The 25,885-nt window shown below is 55.8% G+C and carries 24 protein-coding genes and 1 tRNA gene; 9 read left to right on the plus strand and 16 right to left on the minus strand.

Annotated elements, in window-relative coordinates; genetic code table 11:
- Nucleotides 1–251 precede the first annotated feature (251 nt).
- Complete coding sequence (locus tag ACX3P5_RS15395; protein ID WP_233988126.1) at nucleotides 252–1,910, plus strand: alpha,alpha-trehalase; 1,659 nt, start codon at nucleotides 252–254, stop codon at nucleotides 1,908–1,910.
- 120 nt (nucleotides 1,911–2,030) lie between these two features.
- Here ACX3P5_RS15395 and ACX3P5_RS15400 read toward each other — a convergent pair whose 3' ends face one another.
- The 5 genes from ACX3P5_RS15400 to ACX3P5_RS15420 form a co-directional block, all read right to left on the minus strand.
- On the minus strand, nucleotides 2,031–2,537 hold the full coding sequence (locus tag ACX3P5_RS15400; protein WP_233987141.1) for a ferritin-like domain-containing protein: 507 nt from the start codon (nucleotides 2,535–2,537) through the stop codon (nucleotides 2,031–2,033).
- Nucleotides 2,538–2,547: 10 nt separating this feature from the next.
- Nucleotides 2,548–3,030: a YciE/YciF ferroxidase family protein gene (locus tag ACX3P5_RS15405; RefSeq protein WP_233987140.1), complete on the minus strand. Its 483-nt coding sequence runs from the start codon at nucleotides 3,028–3,030 to the stop codon at nucleotides 2,548–2,550.
- A gap of 506 nt (nucleotides 3,031–3,536) precedes the next feature.
- The gene (locus ACX3P5_RS15410) at nucleotides 3,537–3,701 is read right to left on the minus strand and encodes a con-10 family general stress protein (protein WP_031377082.1); all 165 of its coding nucleotides are present in this window, start codon (nucleotides 3,699–3,701) and stop codon (nucleotides 3,537–3,539) included.
- Between the two features lie 760 nt (nucleotides 3,702–4,461).
- Nucleotides 4,462–5,427: a sensor domain-containing diguanylate cyclase gene (locus ACX3P5_RS15415; protein WP_233987139.1), complete on the minus strand. Its 966-nt coding sequence runs from the start codon at nucleotides 5,425–5,427 to the stop codon at nucleotides 4,462–4,464.
- Between the two features lie 756 nt (nucleotides 5,428–6,183).
- Nucleotides 6,184–6,259, minus strand: a tRNA-Phe gene (locus ACX3P5_RS15420).
- Nucleotides 6,260–6,482: 223 nt separating this feature from the next.
- Between ACX3P5_RS15420 and ACX3P5_RS15425 the strand changes: the two genes are divergently transcribed.
- Nucleotides 6,483–7,802, plus strand: coding sequence for a methyl-accepting chemotaxis protein (locus tag ACX3P5_RS15425; protein WP_458968957.1), 1,320 nt, complete (start codon nucleotides 6,483–6,485; stop codon nucleotides 7,800–7,802).
- Nucleotides 7,803–7,841: 39 nt separating this feature from the next.
- On the opposite strand, the gene mrdA is transcribed toward ACX3P5_RS15425, so the two are convergent.
- From mrdA to prfC, 10 genes are all read right to left on the minus strand, one after another.
- Nucleotides 7,842–9,725: a penicillin-binding protein 2 gene (mrdA, locus tag ACX3P5_RS15430; RefSeq protein ID WP_336756517.1), complete on the minus strand. Its 1,884-nt coding sequence runs from the start codon at nucleotides 9,723–9,725 to the stop codon at nucleotides 7,842–7,844.
- Between the two features lie 222 nt (nucleotides 9,726–9,947).
- A complete protein-coding gene (gene deoD / locus ACX3P5_RS15435; protein WP_010248951.1) occupies nucleotides 9,948–10,661 on the minus strand; it encodes a purine-nucleoside phosphorylase in 714 nt (237 codons plus the stop codon).
- Between the two features lie 29 nt (nucleotides 10,662–10,690).
- Entirely contained in the window at nucleotides 10,691–11,914 is a 1,224-nt protein-coding gene (deoB, locus tag ACX3P5_RS15440; RefSeq protein ID WP_336756522.1) for a phosphopentomutase, read from the minus strand.
- Nucleotides 11,915–12,009: 95 nt separating this feature from the next.
- A complete protein-coding gene (deoA, locus tag ACX3P5_RS15445) occupies nucleotides 12,010–13,338 on the minus strand; it encodes a thymidine phosphorylase (RefSeq protein WP_233987135.1) in 1,329 nt (442 codons plus the stop codon).
- A 62-nt stretch (nucleotides 13,339–13,400) separates the two neighbouring features.
- Nucleotides 13,401–14,180, minus strand: coding sequence for a deoxyribose-phosphate aldolase (gene deoC, locus ACX3P5_RS15450; protein ID WP_458968958.1), 780 nt, complete (start codon nucleotides 14,178–14,180; stop codon nucleotides 13,401–13,403).
- Between the two features lie 233 nt (nucleotides 14,181–14,413).
- Nucleotides 14,414–15,226, minus strand: coding sequence for a TatD family hydrolase (locus ACX3P5_RS15455; protein ID WP_458968959.1), 813 nt, complete (start codon nucleotides 15,224–15,226; stop codon nucleotides 14,414–14,416).
- A complete protein-coding gene (locus ACX3P5_RS15460; RefSeq protein WP_458968960.1) occupies nucleotides 15,223–16,275 on the minus strand; it encodes a patatin-like phospholipase family protein in 1,053 nt (350 codons plus the stop codon). Before ACX3P5_RS15460 ends, ACX3P5_RS15455 begins: the two co-directional genes overlap by 4 nt.
- A 225-nt stretch (nucleotides 16,276–16,500) precedes the next feature.
- The gene (locus ACX3P5_RS15465; RefSeq protein ID WP_003848537.1) at nucleotides 16,501–16,662 is read right to left on the minus strand and encodes a DUF1328 domain-containing protein; all 162 of its coding nucleotides are present in this window, start codon (nucleotides 16,660–16,662) and stop codon (nucleotides 16,501–16,503) included.
- 99 nt (nucleotides 16,663–16,761) lie between these two features.
- Nucleotides 16,762–17,376 (minus strand): molecular chaperone OsmY, encoded by a 615-nt coding sequence (osmY, locus tag ACX3P5_RS15470; RefSeq protein ID WP_233988125.1) that lies wholly within the window; start codon nucleotides 17,374–17,376, stop codon nucleotides 16,762–16,764.
- A 259-nt stretch (nucleotides 17,377–17,635) separates the two neighbouring features.
- On the minus strand, nucleotides 17,636–19,222 hold the full coding sequence (gene prfC, locus ACX3P5_RS15475; protein WP_233987131.1) for a peptide chain release factor 3: 1,587 nt from the start codon (nucleotides 19,220–19,222) through the stop codon (nucleotides 17,636–17,638).
- 310 nt (nucleotides 19,223–19,532) lie between these two features.
- On the opposite strand from prfC, the gene ACX3P5_RS15480 reads away from it, so the two are divergent.
- From ACX3P5_RS15480 to ACX3P5_RS15510, 7 genes are all read left to right on the plus strand, one after another.
- Entirely contained in the window at nucleotides 19,533–20,384 is an 852-nt protein-coding gene (locus ACX3P5_RS15480; protein ID WP_458968961.1) for a MurR/RpiR family transcriptional regulator, read from the plus strand.
- 251 nt (nucleotides 20,385–20,635) lie between these two features.
- Entirely contained in the window at nucleotides 20,636–21,463 is an 828-nt protein-coding gene (locus tag ACX3P5_RS15485) for a transporter substrate-binding domain-containing protein (protein ID WP_233987129.1), read from the plus strand.
- A gap of 3 nt (nucleotides 21,464–21,466) precedes the next feature.
- Nucleotides 21,467–22,096 carry an urea carboxylase-associated family protein gene (locus ACX3P5_RS15490; protein ID WP_336756530.1) on the plus strand — a complete coding sequence of 210 codons (630 nt, stop codon included), beginning with the start codon at nucleotides 21,467–21,469 and terminating at the stop codon, nucleotides 22,094–22,096.
- Nucleotides 22,080–22,727 (plus strand): urea carboxylase-associated family protein, encoded by a 648-nt coding sequence (locus tag ACX3P5_RS15495; protein ID WP_233987127.1) that lies wholly within the window; start codon nucleotides 22,080–22,082, stop codon nucleotides 22,725–22,727. Before ACX3P5_RS15490 ends, ACX3P5_RS15495 begins: the two co-directional genes overlap by 17 nt.
- 6 nt (nucleotides 22,728–22,733) lie before the next feature.
- Entirely contained in the window at nucleotides 22,734–23,384 is a 651-nt protein-coding gene (locus ACX3P5_RS15500) for an amino acid ABC transporter permease (RefSeq protein ID WP_458969191.1), read from the plus strand.
- A complete protein-coding gene (locus ACX3P5_RS15505) occupies nucleotides 23,384–24,049 on the plus strand; it encodes an amino acid ABC transporter permease (protein ID WP_233987126.1) in 666 nt (221 codons plus the stop codon). Before ACX3P5_RS15500 ends, ACX3P5_RS15505 begins: the two co-directional genes overlap by 1 nt.
- A gap of 13 nt (nucleotides 24,050–24,062) precedes the next feature.
- Complete coding sequence (locus ACX3P5_RS15510; protein WP_233987125.1) at nucleotides 24,063–24,737, plus strand: DUF1989 domain-containing protein; 675 nt, start codon at nucleotides 24,063–24,065, stop codon at nucleotides 24,735–24,737.
- A 42-nt stretch (nucleotides 24,738–24,779) separates the two neighbouring features.
- Here ACX3P5_RS15510 and ACX3P5_RS15515 read toward each other — a convergent pair whose 3' ends face one another.
- Nucleotides 24,780–25,883: a M20 peptidase aminoacylase family protein gene (locus ACX3P5_RS15515; protein WP_233987124.1), complete on the minus strand. Its 1,104-nt coding sequence runs from the start codon at nucleotides 25,881–25,883 to the stop codon at nucleotides 24,780–24,782.
- Nucleotides 25,884–25,885 lie beyond the last annotated feature (2 nt).

Here is a 25,885-nt window from a genome sequence, read left to right on the forward strand (position 1 = left end):
TATCTTACAAAATGTAAATAAAAGCCGGTTTTCTTCAGGCTAAATTTTTTTCTTTTACCGACTAAGAGATTCATCTGAAATGCGTTTTTTATGAACAACGGCATATTTGGTTGAATTGACTGGAATTTATCCAAAAACGTCGATTAATAGACAATTTTTATTACGTTCATAGATATTCTGCATTGTTGTTCCGCAGCATGAGAGGTCTATAATTTGTCCTTTGTGCAACCCCGACCGCTCAGGAGGCCGCTATTAATACTTATCGCCAGCAACTAAATGCACTTGAAGAGGTTCGTGCCGGGGCGGAAGTTGAGTATCAATACGATCCCCATGAACTGAAACTGGATCGCATGCAGGATTCTGAACCGGAACCGGAGCTGATTGAAGGCTTACCGGCGCCGGATGCGCTCACCCCTGCCGATCGTTATCTGGAACTGTTTGAACATGTCCAGATGTCGCGCATTTTTGAGGATAGCAAAACCTTCCCCGACTGCTCGCCAAAATACGATCCGCTGGATGTGCTGATGCGCTATCGCCGACAGAAACGCAGCAGTGATTTTGACCTGTCGCGTTTTGTCGCCGATCACTTTTATCTGCCTGGCGTAAATGAAAGCTTTTATGTCTCCAATCCGGATAAAACGCTCAACGAGCATATCGACGATCTGTGGCCGGTACTGACCAAAATGCCGCAGCAGCATATGCCGCACTCTTCCCTGCTGCCGCTGCCGAAACCTTATGTGGTGCCGGGCGGGCGCTTTGGCGAGACCTATTACTGGGATTCTTACTTCACCATGCTCGGCCTCGCCGAGTCGGGCCGTGACGATTTGCTGCGTCACATGGCGGATAACTTTGCCTGGCTGATCGATAACTACGGCCATGTGCCTAACGGTAACCGCACCTATTATCTCAGCCGCTCCCAGCCGCCCGTGTTTGCGCTGATGGTTGAGCTGTTTGAAGAAGATGGCGTGCGCGGTGCGAAGCGCTATCAGGAACAGCTGATGAAGGAGTATCAGTTCTGGATGGACGGTGCCGGTTCGCTGATGCCCAATCAGGCTTATCGCCATGTGGTGCGGATGCCGAACGGTTCACTGCTTAACCGTTACTGGGATGACCGGGATACACCGCGTGATGAGTCGTGGATCGAGGATGTGGAAACGGCCCGACAGTCAAAACGTCCGGCCAGCGAAGTTTATCGCGATCTGCGTGCGGGTGCAGCCTCCGGCTGGGACTACTCTTCACGCTGGCTGCGTAACCCGAAACGTCTGTCGAGCATTCGCACCACCCAGTTTATTCCGATCGATCTCAATGCGTTTCTCTACAAACTTGAGCTGATGATCGCCACGCTGTCGCACGCCAAAGGCGAAGAGCTGACCGCACTGGCCTGGCAGAAAAAAGCCGAGGCGCGGAAACGTGCAATTACCCGCTATTTGTGGGACAGCACCGCCGGCGTATTCCGTGACTATGACTGGCGTCGTGAGCGTTTCGGTGCCTTTACGGCGGCGGCGGTGGTTCCGCTGTTTGTTGGTTTAGCCACGCCTCACCAGGCGCATCTGCAGGCCATTGCCCTGCGTCATCTGCTCCTGAGCAACGGCGGTCTGTTGACCTCAATGGTGGAGAGCGGCGAGCAGTGGGATAAACCCAATGGCTGGGCGCCGATGCAGTGGATGGCGATTGTTGGCCTGAATAACTACGGCGAAGAGACGCTGGCGAGCGAAATCGCGGTTAACTGGCTGACCACGGTCAACAATTTCTATCAGCTGCATCACAAGCTGGTGGAGAAATATGACATCAGCGGCGATCGCGCCCGTCCCGGCGGTGGTGGCGAATATCCGTTACAGGATGGCTTCGGCTGGACCAATGGCGTGACGCGCCGGCTGATGACGATGTATGGCCATCTGATGGCGGATTAAGCCGGTTCAGGGGTAACGGACTTTAACCGTTTTACCTGACAGCCAGACACTAAAAAGCCGGTCATCAGACGATGCCCGGCTTTTTTTCGCGTTGACTCTGAATTCTGCGTAACGATTTAACTATTTCTTCGCTTCAACGCCAGGCTGTGCTGCCCGTTGCAGGAACTGCTGTGTTACTTCCGGCAGATGCTGCAGCAGCCACTCCGCCATCGCTACTTCCTGATCGCGGATTTCGGTCAGCACCCGCACGCCCTCAGCATCACCGACCTGCTCAGCCGCCGCAATCAGACTGGTGTAGCTGGCGATCTCGGCATTTTCAAAGACGTAGCCGCTGATCGCGCCTTTCACTACTTCGTCCGAGTTGAACATACCGCCCACCGCCTGGCCGGTCGCCGCCATTTTACCCATAACATCCTTCATCACTGAGTGGTCAATGCCGTGCGTGTCCAGCAGCTGCTCCAGCAGGGTAAGCTGATGTTTGGTCTCATCCAGATGCTGTGCCAGACGCTGTTCCAGCGCCGGATAGTGCTCCAGGCGGCCAGACATTTTGCTTAGCATGCTCTCAGCCTGCTTTTCCATTGCATGCGCATCGCGCAGCCAGTCATGGTAATTTTCGATTGCCGTCATTTGCTACTCCTTAAGATACAGTAATGGATTCCGCTACCGAAGTGAGCTTCTCATCCGTCTGCTTCTCTTCGTTCAGGGTCTGCTCCAGCAGTTTTGCGGCCTGGGTGTAGCCCAGTTTGAGGGCCAGCGCGTGCAGGGTGCCGTAAGTGGCAATTTCATAGTGCTCAACTTTTTGTGCTGCACCAATTAACCCCTGATCACGAACTTCGCCCTTTTCAACCGAATCAATGATCTCCTGCGCTTCTTCAACCAGTCCTTCAAGCGCATGGCATTTCATTCGTTTGATTTTAACCTCTGGCGTGGCTTCCACTAATTCATCCAGCCGCTCGATTTGGCCGCGCGTCTCTTCAAGATGCTGATTAAACGCAGCGACAAGTTTTTCATCGCTGGCAGCGCGCGCCATTTTCGGCAAGGCACGGGTTATCTGTTTCTCAGCGCTGTACACATCAGACAAATCATGGATGAAGAGATCGTTTAGCGTTTTCACTGTCATAAGATAGCCTCATTGATTGAAAAGTTGCGGTAAGAAATAACGCAACGCCAGTCATATCGGTGACACTTAAAAATTCTAGCGGAGATTTTTTATATCGCACGCCGCATCGGTATGAATTTAAGCCGTAAGTGGCATGTAAAATGCATTTTTCTTTTTACAGCAACAAGTTAGGTCTCTAAGGTTTTTTCTTATCACGGCTTCGCTAAACAGATAAAGTTGTACAACTGAAATTAAATTTGTATACATTTTATCTTCTGTAATCAGCCAACAGAAACTAAGCAGCTGGTCAATCTGTACAAAAACTTATTAAACCGTACAAGTTAAAAGCGCTGTAAATAAAAAAACCGGAAAGGGGTTACCTTTCCGGTTTAATCGGTTAATCTGCCACCGCTATTGATAAAGCACTGGCATAATGCTGGCAGTAATTATCTTGCAGGAGAATTAAATAGATTTAACATTGCCCAGCGAACTGATGGTACCTGCTGTTACAGCAGCGTTAAAGACGTTCAGCTCCGGCGGCTTACCTTACCCCCTTTCCGTCCAGCCTCAATGGCGCGCTCGGGATCGTTTTTAAAGTTGCCGCCGCTTTTCTGGCCGCCCTTACGTCCCGCTTCCGCCGCGCGCTCTCTGTCCGCAGCAAAATTTCCCGCTCCACCACGATATTGAGTCATTCTGTGTTCCTCATTGGATTTAATAATAGAAATAGCACAGTTGATGCTTCATCAGTCCGATTCAGCAAATATAAATGTAGCCATAAAAATTCGTCTATCAAGATGGGGAAATAGAAAACCCATCATAATTTTGGTTAATTTATGGCGATTAGCATTACTGGCTGATAAAGCGCCGCAACTAATCTTCGCCACCGCAGAAAAAGGCAAGAGTGATAATCCACGGCCTTCCTCAAACAATGTCGCACTCCTATTAATCGATCATTTTCATAAAAAGTCCAATTGAAAACAATATAAGCGAAGCGGCACGATAACGTCGTTATATGAAACAGTTAGTGAAGATGATCAACAAACGATCAATTTACCTAAGCGAAGCGTAAAGTTTGATTTAAGAAAAATATAATCAGGTAAAAAATAAGCGAAGCGTAACTCTCTTTCAAAACCAGTTAAAAGCTGAGCGGATCGATCAATAAATGATCAAATATCCCATTTTATTCACCAAATATTAAAATAAAATGGCCAGAAAGCCGCATTCAGGCTGTTTGAAATAAGCGAAGCGTGGAAAAAATTATGCGTAACGGCGGACCGTTTTTTTTAAGATTTGTACTAAAAACATCTTTTTGCGGGAACGCGCACTTATTGATGGTGAAAAAAGGGAAAGAGGTGGCGGATTCGGGTCGCCCTGACGTCAGGCCTGCCTGTGCAGATCCGCTGCGGGAGAATCCAGAAAGGACCGGGCAGGATTACGCGAAAAGATTAAGACTCAATGGGGATCAGCGTGAAACGGAGCAAAAGCCACACCGCGCTTACCCCTTTTTTTGATGCGATACATCGCTTCATCCGCGCGTGCCAGGGCGGAATCAAAGTCATCTTTTCTCTGCACCTGGGCCACACCAATCGATGCCCCCACCATCGCATGGCCATTTGCCATATCAAACGGCGTCAGCACCGCATCCAGGCAGCCGTGAACCAGTTTTTCCAGCTGTGGATGTTGTAACGAAAATGGCAGCAGCAGGACAAATTCATCACCGCCAGGGCGACCAATAATCACCTCGGCCGGACAGAGATCAACAAAGCGCTGGCTGAGCTGGATCAGGACGTCATCGCCGCTACGATGGCCCAGCGTGTCGTTAACATGTTTGAAATTATCCAAATCGATAAACGCAACACACAAGGGCCCCTGAGCTTTTAATTCGCGAAAATGATTCTGCAACGCATGGCGATTGGTCAGCATGGTCAGCGGATCGTGCAGCGCCAGCAGAGCGAGCTGCTCCTCATACTGCTTCTCTTTGGTCATGTCGATGTGGGTGCCGGTTACCTTTAACGGACGCCCCTGTTCATCCCATTCGCTGACCCGGCCCCGATCCAGTACCCAGGTTATGCTGCCATCTTTAGCGATCATGCGGTGCAGCGCTTCGTAGTAAGGCGCTTTTCCGGCGATGTGATCGTAAAAGGCCGTCAGCACTTCATCAGCGTCTTCAGGATGGAGGCTCTCTTTCCAGGACTCGAAGTTAGCGTCGGTCTCTTTGGGTTGAAAGCCCAGCATTGCGCCCCAGCGTCGGTTGAAAATCACCAGTTTGCCGCTGGGGATATCGAGTTGCCACAGGAACAGGCCGGTACCGTCCAGCGCTGCGTTGAGCTTGTTACGGGCGTCATGGGCTATACGCTTCAGACGCGCATTATGCTTTTTCAGGTTTTGTATCTGTAGTCGCAGCGCTTCTTCTGACATAGCAGCCATAAGACAGGGTTTAAAGGAGCTTATTGTGCCTGTACGCACAATTCTGTAAAGGGAGGCTTTTAAAACGCGATTAGTCGCGGTGAATTGCAGGCTGGACAGGATATCAGGCGGCCCGGCCCTGGCAATACAGCATAGAGGTGAGCCGGGAAATTAGTTTCGCCGTGAAATCTGTTCAGTCAAGAGCGGCGTGAAAAAGGGTGTGCGAAGGGATTTTCTGCGGCACAAAAGCAAAAACCCGCCAGTGGCGGGTTCTTTAAAGATGGTGCCCAACCCGAAGATGCCGGGAGCATTTTTGCATCGCGCGCCTGCGCGCGAACCCGCAGGGCGAGCCACAGGGATGTGGCGAGGACATCGAACCTTCGAGGCCGGGTTCGCCGCCCGAAAAAGCAAAAACCCGCCAGTGGCGGGTTCTTTAAAGATGGTGCCCGAACCCGGACAAAAATGCCGGGAGCATTTTTGCATCGCGCGCCTGCGCGCGAACCCGCAGGGCGAGCCACAGGGATGTGGCGAGGACATCGAACCTTCGAGGCCGGGTTCGCCGCCCGAAAAAGCAAAAACTCGCCAGAGGCGGGTTCTTTGAAGATGGTGCCCGAACCCGGACAAAAATGCCGGGAGCATTTTTGCATCGCGCGCCTGCGCGCGAACCCGCAGGGCGAGCCACAGGGATGTGGCGAGGACATCGAACCTTCGAGGCCGGGTTCGCCGCCCGAAAAAGCAAAAACCCGCCAGTGGCGGGTTCTTTAAAGATGGTGCCCGAACCCGGAATCGAACCAGGGACACGGGGATTTTCAATCCCCTGCTCTACCGACTGAGCTATTCGGGCAACGGGGCGCATTAAACCAAAGCGGCCCGACAGCGTCAAACGCTTTTCATCAAAATGAAATCGACTGACGGCTTTTCCATCAACCCCCTGGCCTGTCGCTCCACTGCCGGTAAAAATTGTGCTATCGGTGATTAAATTTCGTTCAGGCCGGCTGCGGAGGCTGAATTGTGGCGTGGTTACGCCGATAAGTGTGACGAGACCAACACTAATAATAAGGATCACCATGTTTTACACCATTACATCAGGCATTGCTTCGCGCCTCAGCGGGCAGAAGCGTACACACTCCGCAGCAACCCTCACCTCCCTTAATGACTCGATCGCCATGATTGAGTTCACTCCCGATGGCACCATTCTCAGCGCCAATGCGCTATTCCTCGACCGTATGGGCTATACGCTGGCAGAGATTGAGGGTCAGCATCACAGCCTGTTCTGTACGCCGGATCAGCTGCAGTCAAATGACTACCGCGACTTCTGGCTACGGCTGAACCGCGGCGAAAGTTTCAGCGATAAGTTTCTGCGTGTGGCAAAAAATAGCCGACCGGTGTGGCTCGAAGCCAACTATGTGCCGGTGCAGGATCGTCATGGACGGGTATTCAAAATCGTGAAGCTGGCGACTGACATCACCGGCCATATCAACGACGCTCAGGAGCAGCGCGCCATGACGAACGCCATTGAGCGCTCGATGGCGGTGATCGCCTTCAGCCTGAAAGGCGAAGTGCTCAAAGCCAACGATAACTTCCTGAAGACGATGGGATACCGTGGTGAGGAGATTCAGGGCGTGCACCACAGCCAGTTCTGCTCAGAAGAGATCCGCAACAGCCGCGAATACAGCGAACTCTGGCAGCAGCTGAATCGCGGCGAATTTATCTCAGGTCAGTTTCCACGGGTGAATAAGCAGGGCCGTACCGTCTGGTTACGCGCCACCTACAATCCGGTGTTCGACGAGCAGGGCAAATTATATAAAGTGGTGAAGTTTGCCACCGACGTGACGGCCCAGGTCGCGAAGAACCAGCAGGAGCGCGAAGCGGCTCAGCGGGCCTATCACACCGCCCTGCAAACCAATGAAAGCACCCGTGTCGGAGCGGATGTGATCGCCAACAGCGTGCAGACCATGAATGCGCTGGCAGGCGAACTGCAGGGGATTTCGGGTGATATTTCGGGTCTGAGTGAATCGTCTGAGCGTATTGGCTTTATGGTGGACAGCATTCGCCGTATTGCCGATCAGACCAACCTGCTGGCGCTGAATGCGGCCATTGAAGCGGCGCGCGCCGGCACTCACGGCCGCAGCTTTGCGGTGGTCGCCAACGAGGTCAGAACGCTGGCGGCTAACATCAACCGTGCCACGGCCGAAATTGAGAACCGGGTGCAGCAAAATCATCTGCTGGCGAATAAGGCGCTGAAGGGGATTGAATCGAACCTGAAGCGTGCCGACCACGGGGTGCAACTGGCGCAGGAAGCGGGCGGCGTGATTGCTGAAATTCGTGAAGGCGCAACGGATGTGGTGCGGGCGATCAGCCACGTAACGGAGACGCTAAAAGCCTGAAATCCATAGGGGCCGCGGCCCCTTTTTTCCCCTGCACAGCTATTTCTTTTCTGCCGCCACCGGCGCATCTGACGCTTCCGCTGCGGGCGGAATAAAGATGTGATCCAGAATGGCACGCATCACCGGTGCCGCCGTAACCCCTTCTCCACCGCCATTCTCCAGAATCAGCGTCACCGCCACTTTAGGTGCGTCGAACGGCGCAAACGCGGTATAGAAGATATGGTCGCGCAGCCGGACCGGGATCATTTTGGCGTTATAGGTCTGATTCTGTCGCAAACCAAACACCTGCGACGTACCACTTTTCGCTGCGATGCCATAAGGCGCGGTATGAAAATATTTGTAGCCGGTGCCGTTAGGCGCATTCGCCATGCCAAACATGGCGTGGCGCACCAGCGACCAGTAAGGAGAGTGCGGATCGCCAATCTGCGCGGCTGGCTGTTTCGGTTGATAGCGCTCAATCAGCGTACCGCGCTGGGCTTTCTCCAGCAGATGCGGCGCAATCACCCGGCCATTATTAATCAGCGCCACCATCGCTTTTTCCATCTGAATCGGCGTCGCAATCCAGTAGCCCTGACCAATGCCGACGGAAATGGTATCGCCCTGATACCAGGTTTTTTTATGTACCTTTTGCTTCCACTCGCGGCTCGGCAGTAAGCCGTTGTACTCCTCATTCAGATCGATGCCGGTCGATTTGCCGTAACCAAACTGGCTCAGCATGGTGTGGATACGGTCGATGCCCATCATAAAGGCCACCTGATAGAAGAAGGTGTCGGCGGACTCCTCAATCGCCCGGGTGACATCCAGCATACCGTGACCGGTTTTTTTCCAGTCGCGGTAGCGGCGATCGGTGCCAGGCAGCGTCCAGGTGGGCGCGCCAAAGAACTGCGACTGCGGCGTAATCACATGGGTCAGCAGCGCTGACATCGCCATATAGGGCTTCACCGTCGAGGCCGGAGGATAGAGGCCCTGGGTCACGCGGTTGATCAGCGGCAGATCCTTATCCTGCAGCAGGGATTTGTAAGCCTGATAGCTGATGCCTTTCACAAACGGATTGGGATCGTAGCTGGGACTGGAGACCATCGCCAGCACCGAGCCGTCGCGCGGGTCCTCAATCAGCAGCGCCGCACGCTGGCCTGCCAGCAGACTTTCGGCGTACTGTTGCAGATGCAGATCCAGCGTCAGGGTAAGGTTTTTGCCCGCGACCGGCGGCACCTCTTTCAGCACCCGCACGATACGACCGTGGTTATCCACCTCCACTTCCTGATAGCCCGGCTTGCCGTGCAGCATCGTCTCGTAATAGCCTTCAATGCCCTGTTTACCGATATTGTGGTCAGCGGCATAGTTCTCGGCGATGCCCGCCGCGTTCAGCCGTTTGTAGTCGTTATCGTTGATTTTCGACACATAACCGAGCACGTGCGCCAGATCGGCGCCGTAGGGATATTGCCGATCCTGGTAAATTTCAATGCTGGCACCGGTAAACCGAAACTGGTTAACCGCGAAGCGCGCTACCTGCTCCTCGCTCAGCTCCTCTTTCAGCACCACCGGCTTGTAGCGGCTGGTCTGTTTTAACGCGTGCCGGAAGGTTTCAATCTCGTCGGGCGTCAGGTTGAGGATCGGCGTCAGCGCCTGCAGCGTGGCCTGCATATCCGCGATTTTATAGGGCGTCAGCGTAATGGCGTACCAGCTGACGTTGCGCACCAGAGGAATACCATTACGGTCATAAATCAGCCCGCGCGTCGGGGCGATGGGGATCATTTTGATGTCGTTCTGGTTGGATCGGGTCTGATAGTAGCTGTGGTCGCGCACCTGCAGGCGATACAGGTTCACAGCAAGAATGGTGAAGCAGAGACAGACCAGAGCAAAAGAGACCGTCGCGCGACGGGCAAACAGTTTCTCTTCAGCGTCGAAATTACGAAAATTCATCAGGCAGCATTATCAGGCGGTTATTTATTATTTGTTGTTCCGCCCCATGATAAAGCGCGAACGCAGGCGTACCAGCGCGAAGATGCACAAGCCTGGCGAAAAGTGTGTCATTTGATGTGAATGTTACAGGATGGGAAAGGAAGAAAGATCGGGTCCTCCCGGTGAAAAGAGGACCCGCAGAGATCATCAGGCAGCCGGCATTAAACCGCACCGGCGCGAGAATTAATCCCCCAGCAGCACCGACTCCAGCGCAATTTTGATCATGTCGTTGAAGGTGGTCTGACGTTCAGCCGCCGTGGTCTGCTCGTGGGTACGGATATGGTCCGATACGGTACAGATGGTCAGCGCTTTAGCACCAAATTCTGCCGCCACACCGTAGATGCCCGCCGCTTCCATCTCAACGCCGAGGATGCCATATTTTTCCATCACGTCGAACATTTGCGGGTCCGGGGTATAGAACAGATCGGCGGAGAAGATGTTACCCACGCGCGCTTCCACACCCAGATTTTTAGCCGCATCGACCGCGTTACGCACCATGTCGAAATCGGCAATCGCTGCGAAATCGTGATCTTTGAAACGCATACGGTTGACTTTGGAATCGGTGCAGGCACCCATACCAATCACGATATCGCGCAGTTTTACGTCTGCACGCACCGCACCACAGGAACCCACACGAATGATCTTCTTCACGCCGAAGTCGGTGATCAGCTCTTTGGTGTAGATCGAGCAGGACGGAATGCCCATACCGTGGCCCATCACTGACACTTTGCGGCCTTTGTAGGTGCCGGTATAGCCCAGCATGCCGCGCACATTGTTCACTTCCACCGGATTTTCCAGGAAGGTTTCAGCAATGTGTTTCGCACGCAGCGGGTCGCCCGGCATCAGGACCACGTCAGCGAAGTCACCCATTTCGGCATTAATATGCGGAGTTGCCATTGTTACTTTATCCTTGTTAAATCGCTGGGTTACAGCATGTTCTTGCCATAGTCCATGTCGGACAGGCCAAAATAGTGTGCAATTGTCTGACCGATATCGGCGAAGGTTTCGCGATAACCGAGTGAACCCGGTTCAACTTTCGGTCCGTAAATCAGAATCGGAATGTGCTCACGAGTATGTTCGGTGCCTTTCCAGGTCGGATCGCAGCCGTGGTCGGCGGTCAGGATCAGAATGTCATCCTCACCCACCAGCTCCATCAGCTCCGGCAGACGACGGTCAAACAGCTCCAGTCCGCCCGCGTAACCGGCGACATCACGGCGATGTCCCCAGGTCGAGTCGAAGTCGACAAAGTTGGTAAAGACAATCGACTGATCCGGCGCGATTTTCATCTCCTGAATCGTAGCGTCAAACAGCGCATCCAGTCCGGTCGCTTTGACCTTTTTGGTGATGCCCTGTTCCGCATAGATATCGGCGATTTTACCCACTGAAATCACATGACCGCCCTTCTCATCCACCAGCTTTTTCAGCATGGTGGCAGACGGTGGCTCAACCGCCAGATCGTGACGGTTGCCGGTGCGTTCGAAGTGACCCGCTTTATCGCCGACAAACGGACGCGCAATCACACGACCGATGTTATAGCCACCTTCCGTCAGCTCTTCGCGGGCAATTTCGCACAGAGCATAGAGGCGATCCAGGCCAAAGGTCTCTTCGTGACAGGCGATCTGGAATACGGAGTCCGCAGAGGTGTAGAAAATCGGCTTGCCGGTTTTCATGTGCTCTTCACCCAGCTGATCCAGAATGACCGTACCGGAAGAGTGGCAGTTACCGAGATAGCCCGGCAGCGCCGCGCGCTCAACCAGCTTATCGAGCAGTTCCTGCGGGAAGCTGTTCTCCTGATCGCTGAAGTAACCCCAGTCGAACAGCACCGGTACACCGGCGATTTCCCAGTGGCCTGACGGCGTATCTTTACCTGACGAAATTTCGCTGGCGTAAGCGTAAGCGCCGGTGATCTTCGCGTTTGGATCGAGGCCCGCCGGGAAGCGACCGGTAGAGAGTTCTGCGGCTTTAGCCAGACCCAGTGCGGTCAGGTTAGGCAGATGCAGTGGCCCTTTACGGCCTTTATCTGCTTCACCGTTGAAACAGGCTTCAGCAATGTGGCCGAGCGTATCTGAACCTTCATCACCGAATTTATCGGCATCTTTACTGGAGCCGATCCCGAAGGAGTCGAGAACCATAATAAAAGCACGTTTCATGCAAGTCTCCTGCGCAATGGCGCGTGACAAGTCAAAAAAAAGCGATCAGATCAGTATACCCGAATGCGTTGCCGCTGGCACCGATTACTGGCCGGTTAACTGACATCGCTCACACGACGATAGACCACTGGCGTGGCGGCGGGCGCGGTATCACTCAGCACCAGCGCGGCTTTGACCGCTGCGGCGGCCTGTTGCCACTGCGCTTCGTTGCTGGCATGGATAATCGCCAGCGGGCGCTGAGCATCAGCACGCTCACCCAGGGTAATCATCTCGCTTAAACCGACGCTGTAATCAATGCTGTCGCTGGCGCGCTGGCGTCCACCGCCCATCGCGACCACCGCCAGCCCCAGCGCCCGGGTATCCATGCTGCTGACGATGCCCGGTCGATCGGCATAGACCGCTTTGCTGAGCATCGGCGCGGGCAGATAGGTGTCGTAGCGCTCTACGAAATCGGCTGGCCCGTTCTGGGCCGCGACCATGCGGGCAAAAATTTCCGCCGCTTTGCCGTTATCCAGTACCTGCATCAGCTGCTGACGCGCTTCTTTCTCATCTGCGGCCAGTTTGCCGGAAATCAACATTTCGCTGCACAGCGCCAGCGTCACTTCCAGCAGACGTGGATTGCGCTGTTCGCCGGTCAGGAAGCGCACCGCTTCCCGCACTTCCAATGCGTTACCGGCTGAGGAGGCGAGAACCTGGTTCATATCCGTCAGCAGTGCGGTGGTCTGGCAACCTGCGCCATTGGCGACGCCCACAATCGACTGCGCCAGACTTTCTGACGCCTCATAGGTTGGCATAAACGCGCCCGAACCCACTTTGACATCCATCACCAGCGCATCCAGCCCTTCTGCCAGCTTCTTCGCCAGAATCGAGGCGGTAATCAGCGGGATGGAATCGACGGTAGCGGTAATGTCGCGCGTGGCGTAGAAGCGTTTATCCGCCGGGGCCAGGGAGTTGGTCTGGCCGATAATCGCCACCCCAACCTGTTTGATGATTTCGCGGAAGCGGTCATCGCTGGGGAAGATATCAAAGCCCGGAATCGCCTCCAGCTTGTCCAGCGTGCCGCCGGTATGACCGAGGCCACGGCCGGAGATCATCGGAATATAGCCGCCGCAGGCGGCCACCATCGGCCCGAGCATCAGTGACGTCACATCGCCGACGCCGCCGGTCGAATGCTTATCCACCACCGGCCCATTCAGGTTGAGCGATTTCCAGTTCAGCACGGTACCGGAATCACGCATCGCCATGGTCAGCGCCACGCGCTCAGGCAGCGTCATGTCGTGGAAATAGATGGTCATCGCCAGCGCGGCGATCTGACCTTCCGAAACGGTGTTATCACGCACACCATTGATGAAGAAGCGAATCTCCTCTTCAGTCAGCGCATGGCCGTCACGTTTTTTGCGAATTATTTCTTGTGGCAGGAACAAGGTAACCCCCTGGTTCAGGGAAATCAGGATGGGGAACAGGCGGTCAGCGACCGCCTGAAAGATCAGTAACCCGCTTTGCTGGTGTCGCTGTCATGACCCAGGGTATTCAGCAGGCTCGCCAGCAGGCTTGATGCACCAAAACGGAAATGACGCGCATCGGCCCAGTCGGCACCCAGCGTCTCTTCCGCCATTTTCAGGTAGAGCGCGGCATCTTCAGCGGTGCGCACGCCACCAGCGGGCTTAAAGCCAACCTGCTGGCTGACGCCTTTATCGCGGATCACGTTCATCATGATCTGCGCCACTTCAGGCGTGGCGTTAACCGGCACTTTACCGGTAGAGGTTTTGATGAAGTCCGCACCGGCATCAATCGCGATTTCAGAGGCCTGACGGATCAGCGCTTCCTGCTTGAGTTCGCCGGTTTCGATGATCACTTTCAGCAGCACATCTGCTTCGGCGCAGGCGGTTTTACAGGCTTTCACCAGATCAAAACCGACCTGGCTGTTGCCGGCAATCAGCGCACGATACGGGAACACCACATCCACTTCATCGGCACCGTAGGCGATCGCCGCGCGGGTTTCTGCCAGCGCAATATCAATGTCGTCATTGCCGTGCGGGAAGTTAGTCACCGTGGCGATGCGGATTTCCGGGGTACCCTGCTCGCGCAGCGTTTTACGGGCAATCGGAATAAAACGCGGATAGATACAGATTGCGGCGGTGTTGCCTGCCGGGGATTTAGCCTGATGACACAGGGCGATCACTTTTGCGTCGGTGTCGTCGTCATTCAGGGTGGTTAAATCCATCAGTTTCAGGGCGCGCAGGGCAAGGTGTTTGATATCGGTCATGAGGCTCTCCAAAGGATCGAGGTGCGATCCACCGGCTGGCCGGCGGAATGTGATAATAATAACAGCGTAACCGGCTTTTTTATGTGCCAGTAGTCACATCAGAATAAGAAAATGATGTAATACTGACATGAAAAACCAGATCTGAGTCGCATATAACGCCATTTAAAGCCCATTATACGCCACCCGATCAAATGTTACTATTATCACATACACCCTGGGGCAAAGGCGATCCGCTAGCGCTGAGCGGGTTGAAGGCGTACGGCAGGGAAAGCGGGATCGAGCTGAAACAGCTGCTGGCTGTTATGCCACAGCGCATCGGCGATCTCTTCAGGGGATTCTTCCCGCAAGGTGCAGAGCGTCTCCCACACCTGGCGCGCCCGTTCTGGCCGGTTTGGCTGGCCCTGAAAGCCTTTCAGCGGCATATCCGGCGCATCGGTTTCCAGCAGCAGCGAAGAGAGCGGCAGCTGCGCCAGCGTCTGACGGGTTTTGCTCGCCCGTTCATAGGTAATGGTGCCGCCGACGCCAATCGCATAGCCGAGTTTAATAAACGCCTGCGCCTGTTGCAGGCTGCCCGCGAAGCCGTGTACTACGCCGCGACGCGGCAGATCGTGACGCCGCAGATGCTGGGCCAGCTTGTCATGGGTACGCCGTGAGTGCAGGATCACCGGCAGCGCATAGCGTTTCGCCAGTTTAAGCTGCGCATCAAGAAAGCGCAGTTGCTTATCAAACTGCGGATCGTCGCGATAGAGATCCAGCCCGATCTCGCCGATCGCCACCAGCTTACGCGGGCGCTGCTGCAGCAACGTCTCCAGCTGATCGAGATGGGCTTCCTGATGCTGCTCAATGGCAATCGGATGCAGCCCAAGCGCGGCGTAGAGCGGAGCATGGCTGGCAGCCAGCTCACAGACCCGGTTAAACCGACTGGCCTCCACCGCCGGGATAATAATCTTCTCAACGCCTGCGGCAGCGGCACGCGCCAGGCTGGCCTCAGCATCCGCCTCAAACGGCGGAAAATCAAAATGACAGTGGGTATCGATAAACCTCATGCCAGCGATCCTTTATCGTAATCGGCATCATTATCTGCCAGCGGCGGCGTGATAATCTCGCGGTTATCCGGCGCATTGGCAACCGGCGCAGACGGCATCACGATGCGCGGCGGGCTTTGCGGCTCCGCATCACTGAGCCACTGGCCGAGCGTGGCAAGGAAATAGCGGCCGCAGCGTCGGCCCAGATGGTAATCCTGATTCAGCGACGATATCCGACTGCCGAGCGCGCTGCTGGCCAGCACATGCGGAGGAAAGATCTCAATAATGCGTAAGTCACCGGGCGGATTTTCAATAAACTGCTGAATCTCCCGATAGCTCTGCTCATGCTGGTGCAGCACGTTAATCATCGGCTGGAAGGCCGCCGCCGTCATCCAGCGCTCCATGCGCTTAAACCATTTTGGCGTGTAGAACATCTGTGACGGTACGGTACGAATCACCACAATGGTATCTGCGCCACGGCGCGCCGCTTCCCGCACCGGAATCGCATCGCTGATACCGCCATCCAGATAGCTGATCCCTTCAAGGTTTACCCCAAGCCGGTAGAAGCCGGGAATGGCGCTGGAGGCTTTGATCAAATCCAGCCAGTTGTCAGCCGTTGGCGTGAAGTAGCCTGGCGTGTAGTCGTCGCTGCGGCAGGCACACATGTAAAACTCACGTCCGCTGGAGAACATTTTTTCGGCGCTGGTCATCGCCAGCGGAAATTCGCTGCGCGTGGTTTCGACCAGCCAGTCGAGATCGATCAGATTACCGCCGCGCACGAAACGCAACGGATCGAAAAAGAGTTTATTGGTGGTGTAACGGGTTATCACGCGACGGGCGTAGCCAGGCTGACCACAGACAAAGGCAGAAAGATTTTGCGCACCGGCAGAGGTGCCAAGCATCAGTTGAAAGGGGTTGAATCGGGCACGCTGAAACTCATCCAGCACGCCTGCGGTGAAGATACCGCGTTGACCGCCGCCTTCACAGACCAGCGCAATTTTATGCGATTTAAAGGGTGTCAGCGCAAGAGGTTCAATGGCGCCGAGCGTAACGGGAATGCGTGTACCCACTGTGTGAACCTCAAAAGGGGTTCCCGCGGGCAGGCTGAGGGATTGTGACGTCTGTCCAGCAGCATTCCGGAGAACCAGTCATACCCTCCTTTAGCCGGGCAACCGCGCTGTGCTGATTGCCCCTTGTAACGGTGTGAAAAAATCCCTTTTTCACCTTATGCGCTACAGATGACTGGTCTCCGCTTTATGCTTACATGCTTTGCATTATACTGCAGGACTCATCGGCTAAAGCTTTTTACGGCCGGTAAACAGGCTGATGAGGAACAGGATAATCCCAACAACGAAGACAACTTTAGCTGCCCATGCTGCTGTACCCGCTAAACCGCCAAAACCTAACGCTGCAGCAATCAGTGCGATCACCAGAAAAATAATGCCCCAACGAAACATAAGCCTCTCCTTACCCTATTGAAAATCGAACTGCTTATTTAATCCCCGGATGGGTATCTTTTATCCGTGCGGCCTGCTGTTGCGGCCGCACGGTTACCATTAAGATTTAACCGTCAGGTCATTCTTAACGCTTTTCACGCCTTCAATGGCTTTCGCAATGCTCTCAGCGCGGTCTGACTGCGCCTGATTTGCAACATGCCCTGAAAGCTGAACAACGCCGTCGGTGGTTTCAACTTTTACGTTGCGCGACGGAACAATGTCATCCGCTAATAGCTTAGCTTTAATTTCGCTGGTCGTAGCGGCATCGCCCGCATAACCTTTCATTGACTGAGATTTGCTGTCTTTAACGTGTAGTTTGTCACTGACGGATTTAACACCTTCGATTTTCTGCACCACAGCCACGGCTTTTTCAGCCTGATCCTGTGAGGTGACGAAACCGCTTAATGTCACCACGCCCTGATGCGTTTTCACCGAAATATCCGTGCTTTTAATCGCGTCATCATCAACCAGTGCGGCTTTTGCCTTGGCGGTGATGCCGCTGTCATCCATAAAACCATCGACTTTTTTCATAGAACTATCGATTTTTGAACCCGCGCTGTCGGCTGTCTGTGACGCTTTCTGCGACATTGATTCGTCAGCCAGTGCGCTGCCGCTGATCAGTGCTGAGCCAATCATTGCAGCCATCAGGGTTTTAGCAATCTTAGTCTTGTTCATCGATATATTCCTTCTATCAGTTAACTCGCCCAAAACTGTGGGCGCAACAGCAGCAAACCGCGCTGCTGGGTTACAGGACGTAAGGACAAGAGAAGTCTCTTCCGCCGTCCGATAGAGTAATCATAGACGGCATTTCGCGCTTTGCCTGGCTAACTGGTTGATCACACGTCAAAACAGAAGAAAAACGAGGTTTTTAGGAGGAGTCTGGAAGGAGGAAAACAGGGCCATTCCCAGCTGGAATGGCCCGGATAGCGCAGAATCAGTGCTCGCGGGTTTTGCGGAACCTGACGTCAGGATAACGTTCCTGCGTAATATTCAGATTCACCATGGTTGGGGCGATATAAGTCAAATTATCACCGCCATCCAGCGCGAGGTTAACTTCGTTTTTACGCTGGAAGTCTTCGAACTTTTTCGCATCGTCACATTCGACCCAACGCGCCGTTGAGACGTTGATCGCTTCGTAGATCGCCTCGACGTTATATTCGCTCTTCAGACGCGCCACCACCACATCGAACTGCAGCACCCCGACGGCACCGACAATCAGGTCGTTGTTGTGAACCGGACGGAACACCTGTACCGCACCCTCTTCCGACAGCTGAACCAGCCCTTTCAGCAGCTGTTTCTGCTTCAGCGGATCGCGCAGGCGGATACGACGGAACAGCTCCGGCGCGAAGTTCGGAATACCGGTGAACTTCATGTTCTCACCCTGGGTGAAGGTATCGCCGATCTGAATAGTGCCGTGGTTATGCAGGCCGATGATGTCGCCGGGATAGGCTTCTTCAACGTGGGAACGGTCGCCCGCCATAAAGGTCAGCGCGTCAGAGATCACCACATCTTTGCCGGTGCGCACCTGGCGCAGCTTCATCCCTTTCTCATATTTCCCTGACACCACGCGCATAAAGGCCACGCGGTCACGGTGTTTCGGGTCCATGTTGGCCTGAATTTTAAATACGAAGCCGGTAAATTTCTCTTCGCTGGCTTCAACGGTGCGGGTATCGGTTTTGCGCGGCATCGGACGCGGTGCCCAGGCGACCAGGCCATCCAGCATATGATCCACGCCGAAGTTACCCAGCGCGGTGCCGAAGAAGACCGGCGACAGTTTGCCGTTAAGGAACGCTTCCTGCTCAAACTCGTGCGATGCGCCCTGCACCAGCTCCAGCTCTTCACGCAGCTGTGCCGCCAGATCTTCCCCGACCGCGATGTCGAGGTCCGGGTTGTTCAGCCCCTTCACGATGCGGACATCCTGAATGGTGTGGCCTTTACCGGTCTGGTAGAGATAGGTTTCATCTTTGTAGAGGTGATACACCCCTTTGAACAGCTTGCCGCAGCCGATAGGCCAGGTGATGGGCGCACAGGCAATTTTCAGCTCGCTTTCCACCTCATCCAGCACTTCCATCGGATCGCGGATGTCACGGTCAAGTTTGTTCATAAAGGTCAGGATCGGCGTATCGCGCAGACGGGTGACTTCCATCAGCTTGCGGGTACGATCCTCAACGCCTTTCGCGGCATCGATCACCATCAGACAGCAGTCAACCGCGGTCAGCGTACGATAGGTATCTTCCGAGAAATCTTCGTGACCCGGTGTATCCAGCAGGTTCACCAGGCTATCGCGATAGGGGAACTGCATCACCGAGGTGGTAATGGAGATACCACGCTGTTTCTCCATCTCCATCCAGTCCGACTTAGCGTGCTGGTTAGAGCCGCGGCCTTTTACCGTACCGGCGGTCTGGATAGCCTGTCCGAACAGCAGGACTTTTTCGGTAATGGTGGTTTTACCGGCATCCGGGTGCGAAATTATCGCGAAGGTGCGGCGGCGTGCCACCTCTTCTAAAAAGGGATTAGACATGGGATTCTTCTCAATGGAGCAGCGCGCTCGGTCTGGCGCTGCTGATAAATCACGGTGGCCGGCAGAACCTTACCGGCGGGTAAACGGTGCCAAAGGCGACATCATGTCGTCGGCGGGTCAGCGCGAAGTTACATTGGCGTAAAATCCGGTTACCTGGTCAGCTTTAAGGCGGCATAGCATACAATATTTTGCGCGCAGCGGCGAACAGCGGCGGCGGAAAAAGTTGTCTGCCTGGGGTCGATGGTCAAAACAGATGACAACCCGGCACACGATGTGCAGGATAAAGGTTTTCAATTTCAGGGAATTTCCCATGAGCGCCAGACCGGTCCCCCTGGAGGGCCGTATTCGACAATACTGGGATGAGCTTTCCCTTCACGAACAACGACTGGCAGAAGTGCTGCTCGCGGCGCCCGGTCAGCTAGCGATGAATACCGCTACGGAACTGGCGCAGAGCGCGGGCGTCTCCAAAGCGACCGCCACCCGTTTTTTTCGTCATCTTGGCTATGAGAGCTACGAAGCGGCGCGTCGTCAGGCGCGTGAAATGCAGAATAGCGGTTCGCCCCTTTACCTGCACTCGGGTTCCAGCGCCTCGCCGCTCGATAGTCTGATGCAGCAGCACCTGGAAAAAGAGATCGCCAATCTGGTGAATACCTTTCGTTCGCTGGAGGGCGACACGCTGCAGTCATGCGTGGAGGCGATCGCCCAGGCGCGTCGCGTGGTCATCCTGGGCTGGCGTCACAGCCAGACCATCGCCGCCCTGATTTATCGCGATCTGCTGCATGTCCATCCCCATGTCTCGCTGCTGCCACGCGCTGGCGACTCGCTGGCCGAGCAGCTTGCCGACCTCGGCCAGCAGGACCTGGCGATCTGTGTCGGTCTGCGTCGTCGTATGCCAGCACTGGATTCCGCAATGGCGGCGCTAGACCTGCTGGAGGTCCCTATGCTTTATCTGTCCGATGCATTAGCGGGAAAACCTGCGCGCCACGCGCGCTGGACATTGCGCTGCCACACCGATGGAAGTCTGATTTTCGACAGCACGGTGGCGCTTTCTGGCGTCTGCAACCTGCTTTGCTCGCTGGTGGCCCGCCATTCAGGCAAGGCCGGTAGCGATCGTCTTGCTGCCATCGAGGTCCTGCACCAGCAACTCGACGAGCTGGAATAATGTGCCACGCTGGCGCATCCCCTTCCCTCTGATGCCCTGAAAAGGTGCGCCGTTGTTCGGCGTACCTGACGCGTCACGCCGCCTGAAGAAACAAAAGAAAAATAAAATACAGAAAAAGAAACAGATGTTTCTCGCTGATTTTGTTTGTAAAAGCGCCGGGCTCAGCTGCCTTCTCTGTTTGCGGTGCCGCAAAGTGGCACGAAAGCTGCTCGGGTATTGATGAACTTCACCAATACCAGGGGATCACCATAATGAAAAAAATCGCACTCTTTCTCACCGCGCTACTGGCCGTCAGCGCCGCGCAGGCTGATACGCTTTCGGATATTAAAAGCAGCGGCAAAATTACCGTTGGCATCGACCCGACCTTTCCGCCCTATGAATATACCAGTGACAAGGGCGAGGTCACCGGCTACAGCGTCGCCATCATGCAATCCTTCGCTCAGGATCTGGGAGTGAAACTGGTGTTTCAGAAAACCGCCTTCAGCGGCATTCTGCCCGGTCTGATCTCCGGCTCGTTCGACGCCGAAGGCTCCTCACTCAACGTCACCGCCGAGCGTGCAAAGAAGGTGCTGTTTACCGTCCCCTACAGCAAAACGGTTAATGGCGTGCTGATGCGTAAAAACGACGCGGAGAAATTTAACGGATCGCCGATAGACCCGGCGCGCCTCTCCGGGCTGCGCGGTGCCGTTAAGAGCGCCAGCGTGCCAGAACAGTTGCTGAAAGGCTTTAACGAAGAGCTGAAGAAAGCCGGCAAAGCGCCCATTACGATTATCAGCGTCGATACGCTGGATCAGACCGTCACCACACTGATGACAAAACGCGCCGACTTCGTACTGGATGATATTGCTGTGCTGGCACCGATTGTGAAAAAGCATTCCGATAAAGTCGCGCAGGCCGGGGAAGCCGGGCCTTCTCAGTGGATGGCCTGGGCCACCCGTAAAGAGGATCTGACGCTGAACAAGGCGATCAGCGACCATATTCTGGCGATGCAGCAAAGCGGCAAACTTGGCGCACTGCAAAAGCAGTATCTCGGCACCACCTTTACCGTACCCGCCAGCAATTTTATCCCTCAGGAGTAAGCGATGAGTCCTCTCTCTATCCGGGTGCCGGCCGGGCATGGCCGTACCTTTCAGGTTCGCAAAGGTCAGTTGATTACCATTATCGACAGCCAGGGCCAGCAGGCCGCCGACTTTGTGGCGGTGAATGCCGCTAACCATGATGAGAAACTTTCGCCGGTGCATACCCGTCAGCATCTGCGCTCGCTTTTCTTTCAACCCGGGGATGCACTCTGGTCCAGCGAAAACCGCCCGCTGCTGCGCATCGTCGCCGACACCATTGGTATTCATGACGCCAATGTTCCGGCCTGCGATCGCACACGTTTCAGCGTTGATTTCGGCGTAGAAGGCCATCGCAACTGTGTCGACAACTTGCTGGAAGGCATGAAGTCGCACGGCATCACCTATTTCTCATTGCCGGAACCGTTCAATCTGTTTCAAAACGGGCCGGTAACCGCCGACGGTCGTATGGAGGTCACCGATCCGCACAGCAAGGCCGGTGACCAGATCGTCTTCGAGGCCCTGTGCGATCTGATCTGCGCCGTCTCCTCCTGTCCACAGGACATCATTCCCGGCAACGGCCTGCAGGTTACGCCGATCGCCATTGAGATCCACGACGGCCAGCCTGCGGAGGTGAACCATGCTGTTAATGCGTGAAGGATTTGAGGAAGTGGTGTCGCGTCCTGTTGCCGCCCCACTTAACGTTGCTGCGGGTAGCGTCGGTTCGATTCGGGTGCTGCGCGGCCAGTTACTGCGTATCAGCGCGCTGGCGCCAGGTGCAGTGGCGTCGCTGTTCGGTTTCAGTCTCGCCGATCCGGCGATATGGCTCTCGGTGCACCACACTCGCGTCTTCAGCAACAGCTATCTGCTCGGCTCAGGCATGCGGCTGGTTAACAATCGCCGACGCCCGGTGATGGTGCTGGGCAAAGATAGCGTTAAGCGCCACGACCTGCTGCTTCCCGCCTCAACGCGTGCCTTTCTGGCCTCGCGCGGCTATCAGGGTGAGGGTTGTGTCGAGGCGGTTCGCGGCGAACTGTCGCGTCTCGGCATGACGGTGCCGAAACTTCCCGACCCCATCAATCTCTTTATGCATGTCAGGCTCACGCGCGCGGGCGAGATCCTGCCTGAACCCAACCTGACACGCGCGGGCGACGCAATTACCTGCCGCGTCACCATGGATATGCAGTTTATCGTTTCGGCCTGCAATACCGGCATCGAGGGCAACGACCAGCCAGCGCCGCTTCGCCTTGCGGTGGCGGAAAACCTGTCCGATTTTAAGCTGGAGTAGCCGGTGATGGGGCTGAATGAACAGATAGTCAGCGCCCTGCCCGAACTGGGATATGGCCTGCTGATGACGCTTTGTCTCACCGTACTGGCGGCGCTGTTCAGCCTGGCGATGGGCCTGCTCGGCTGTTTTCTTCAGTTACGCCGCTTCTGGTTGTGGCGAGGCATCGGCCGCCTCTACGTCAGCCTGATGCGCGGCACCCCGGCCATCGTGCAGCTGTTTGTGGTGTTTTTCACCCTGCCACGGCTGGGCCTTGGCGGACAGCCGATGCTGGCGGCGGTGATCGCCATCGGCCTCAACAGCGGCGCCTACGTGGCGGAAATTCTGCGCGTGAATCAGGATCTGGTCACACGCGGCCAGCGCGAGGCGGCGCGCACGCTGGGCCTGAGCCGATGGCTGACCTGGTGGTACGTGATCAATCCGCAGGTGCTGCAGGCCAGCCTGCCAATGCTGGTGAACGAATTTACCATTCTGCTCAAAACCACGCCGCTGGCGTCGGTGGTGGCGCTCACCGAACTGACCTACGCGGGCCAGATCGTCATCGCTCGTACCTATGAGACAACGCAGGTGCTGCTGCTGGTGGCGGCAGGATATCTTTTAATCGCGCTGCCGCTGATGCGCATTGCGCATCAGCTGGAACGCAAAGGGAGGCGCACATAATGGACTGGCAGGTGATTTTCACGGCTCTGCCGTCACTGGCCGAGGGAATGGCTGCCACGCTGCAGCTCTGCGCCGTCGCTGCGCTTTGCTCATTACTCTGGGGCAGCATCATGGCAATCGGTCTGATGCGTGCGCCAGCCTTCTGGCAACGCTTGCTGCGTTTCTACAGCGCGCTGACGCTGGCTCTGCCGCTGCTGGTGGTGATCTATCTGCTCTATTTCGTGCTGCCGGAGTATGGTGTCACCTTCAGCTCGCCGCAGGTCGGCGTGCTGGCGCTGACGCTTTACTACGCTCCCTATATCGCTCAGGTCATACGCAGTGCCATTGCGGCGCTGCCCCGCAGCCAGTGGGAAGCATCCCGCGTGCTGGGGCTGAGCCGTACGGAGCAATTACGTGACGTGGTGTTACCGCAAACGCTGCCGCAAATGCTCTCGCCGCTGATCGGGCTGTTGATCGGTCTGATTAAGGATTCCGCACTGCTTTCTATCGTCTCGGTACAGGAGTTTATGTACGCCGCCAGAGAGGTGATCTCCGCGACCTATGCGCCGCTGGAGATTTACCTCACCGTGGCGGTCTGCTACTGGGTACTCAACAGCCTGCTCGACGGGCTGGCACGCCGCCTTGAATTTCGCATGACGCGCTATCGCCGCATCATGCCGCATTAACCAGGAGAATCTTATGTCAGCTGAATATCAGCAGCGCGCGGCGCTGCTTGTCCCGGCGCGTCACGGCCGGGCCGTTTTATTGCAAAAAGGCGAAGCCGTACAGGTGATCAATTCGCACGGCACCCAGGTGGTGGATTGCTGGGCTTATAACGCGGCGGACGTGACTGAATATATGTCGATGGAGGCGACACGCGTCTGGAACCAGCGTCTTAATCCCACAACAGGCGACAGTTTTATCACCAATCAGCGCCGCCCCATTCTGACGCTGGTGGAGGATAGTTCACCGGGGGTGCATGACACCTTTATGGCCGCCTGCGACGCACGCCGCTATGCCCTGCTGGGCTGTACCGAGCCGCACCGCAACTGTCATGACAACCTGTTTGAGGCGATGGCGGCGCTGGGCGTGAGCCTGCCACACGGCAACCTGGCGTCGTTTAACATTTTTATGAATATTCAGGTACAGCCAGACGGCATGACGCTGAAAACGCTGCCGGTGGTGACGCGTGCGGGGGACTACATCATCCTTCGCGCCGAGATGGACTGCTATGTCGCCTTTTCGGCCTGCCCACAGGATATTGTCAGCATTCAGGGCGCTGGCGACAATACACCGCGCAATGCGGAGCTACGCATTCTTACCGGTAACTTCCCCAACCCGCCACTGACGGGACCCTGGGTGCCAGCCAGCTAGCTAGCAGGGCGTTACCCGCCGCGAGACGGGTAACGGGGTTAGCTAGCCCAGCACTTTTTTCACGCAGGCTTTGAAGATCTGCACGCCAATCTCCAGCGAATCCAGGTCAAAGCGCATATCGGGATGATGCAGCCCTGGCGTCAGGTTGGTGCCTAATCCCCAGAAGCCCGCCTTCACGCCGGGACGTTTAACTGGATAGTAGAAAAAGTCTTCGCTGCCTGGGGTCGTTCTCTCCGGCAGCAGTCCCTCTTCTCCCAGCACCTCAACAATCGCCGCACGGATCACCGCCGTCGCCTCATCGTCAATTTCAGCCGCCGGCATCTCTTTCAATACCCGGACCTCTGCCGTGGCACCGAGCGCCGCGACGCTGTTGACGATCGCGCGCGTAACCTGTTCTTTCAGCACCTCCATCGGCGCATTTTCCTGCGAGCGCAGATCCCACACCACCCGCGCTTCATCCGGCACCGAGTTGGTGACGCCCGCGTCACACAGGAAACGTGTCGCTTTGACGCTCCAGTTAAGACCCGGCGACAGATGCAGCGTGTTTACCGCATTCACCGCCTGTACCGCCGCATCCAGCGCGTTAACGCCGAGGTGCGGGCGCGCCGCGTGCGCCGGCTGGCCCTTGATGGTGGCTTCCAGCGTGCTGCAGGCTGAGTAAAGCACCGCAGGCACCGCCTGTCCCACCACGCACTCTTCCAGCGGCCGCAGGTGGAATCCCAGAATCATCTCTACATCATCCAGCGCGCCGCCCTCAACCATCGCCAGTGCGCCCGCCCCCAGCTCTTCCGCGGGCTGGAACAGAATTTTTAGCCGGCCGCGCTTCACCGCGCCCTCTTTGAGTAACGCCGCCGCCGCAGTCAGCACCACGGAAGAGTGACCGTCGTGGCCGCAGGTGTGACGCGCGCAGGGCACGCCATCAATGATATGACCCAGCGCATCCATATCGGCGCGCAGCGCCAGCACCGGACCCGGCACTCCACTGTCGATCTCCGCCACGATACCGGTGGTGTTGTTGATGTTGCGCGTCACCTTCAGGCCCGCTCGCTCCAGCTGGTCGGCGATGTAAGCGGAGGTTTTCACCTCCTGGAATCCCAGTTCCGGGATCTCATGCAGAAAATGGTAATGCTCTAATACCTCAGACACGG

It is taken from the genome of Pantoea sp. S-LA4, assembly GCF_054482835.1.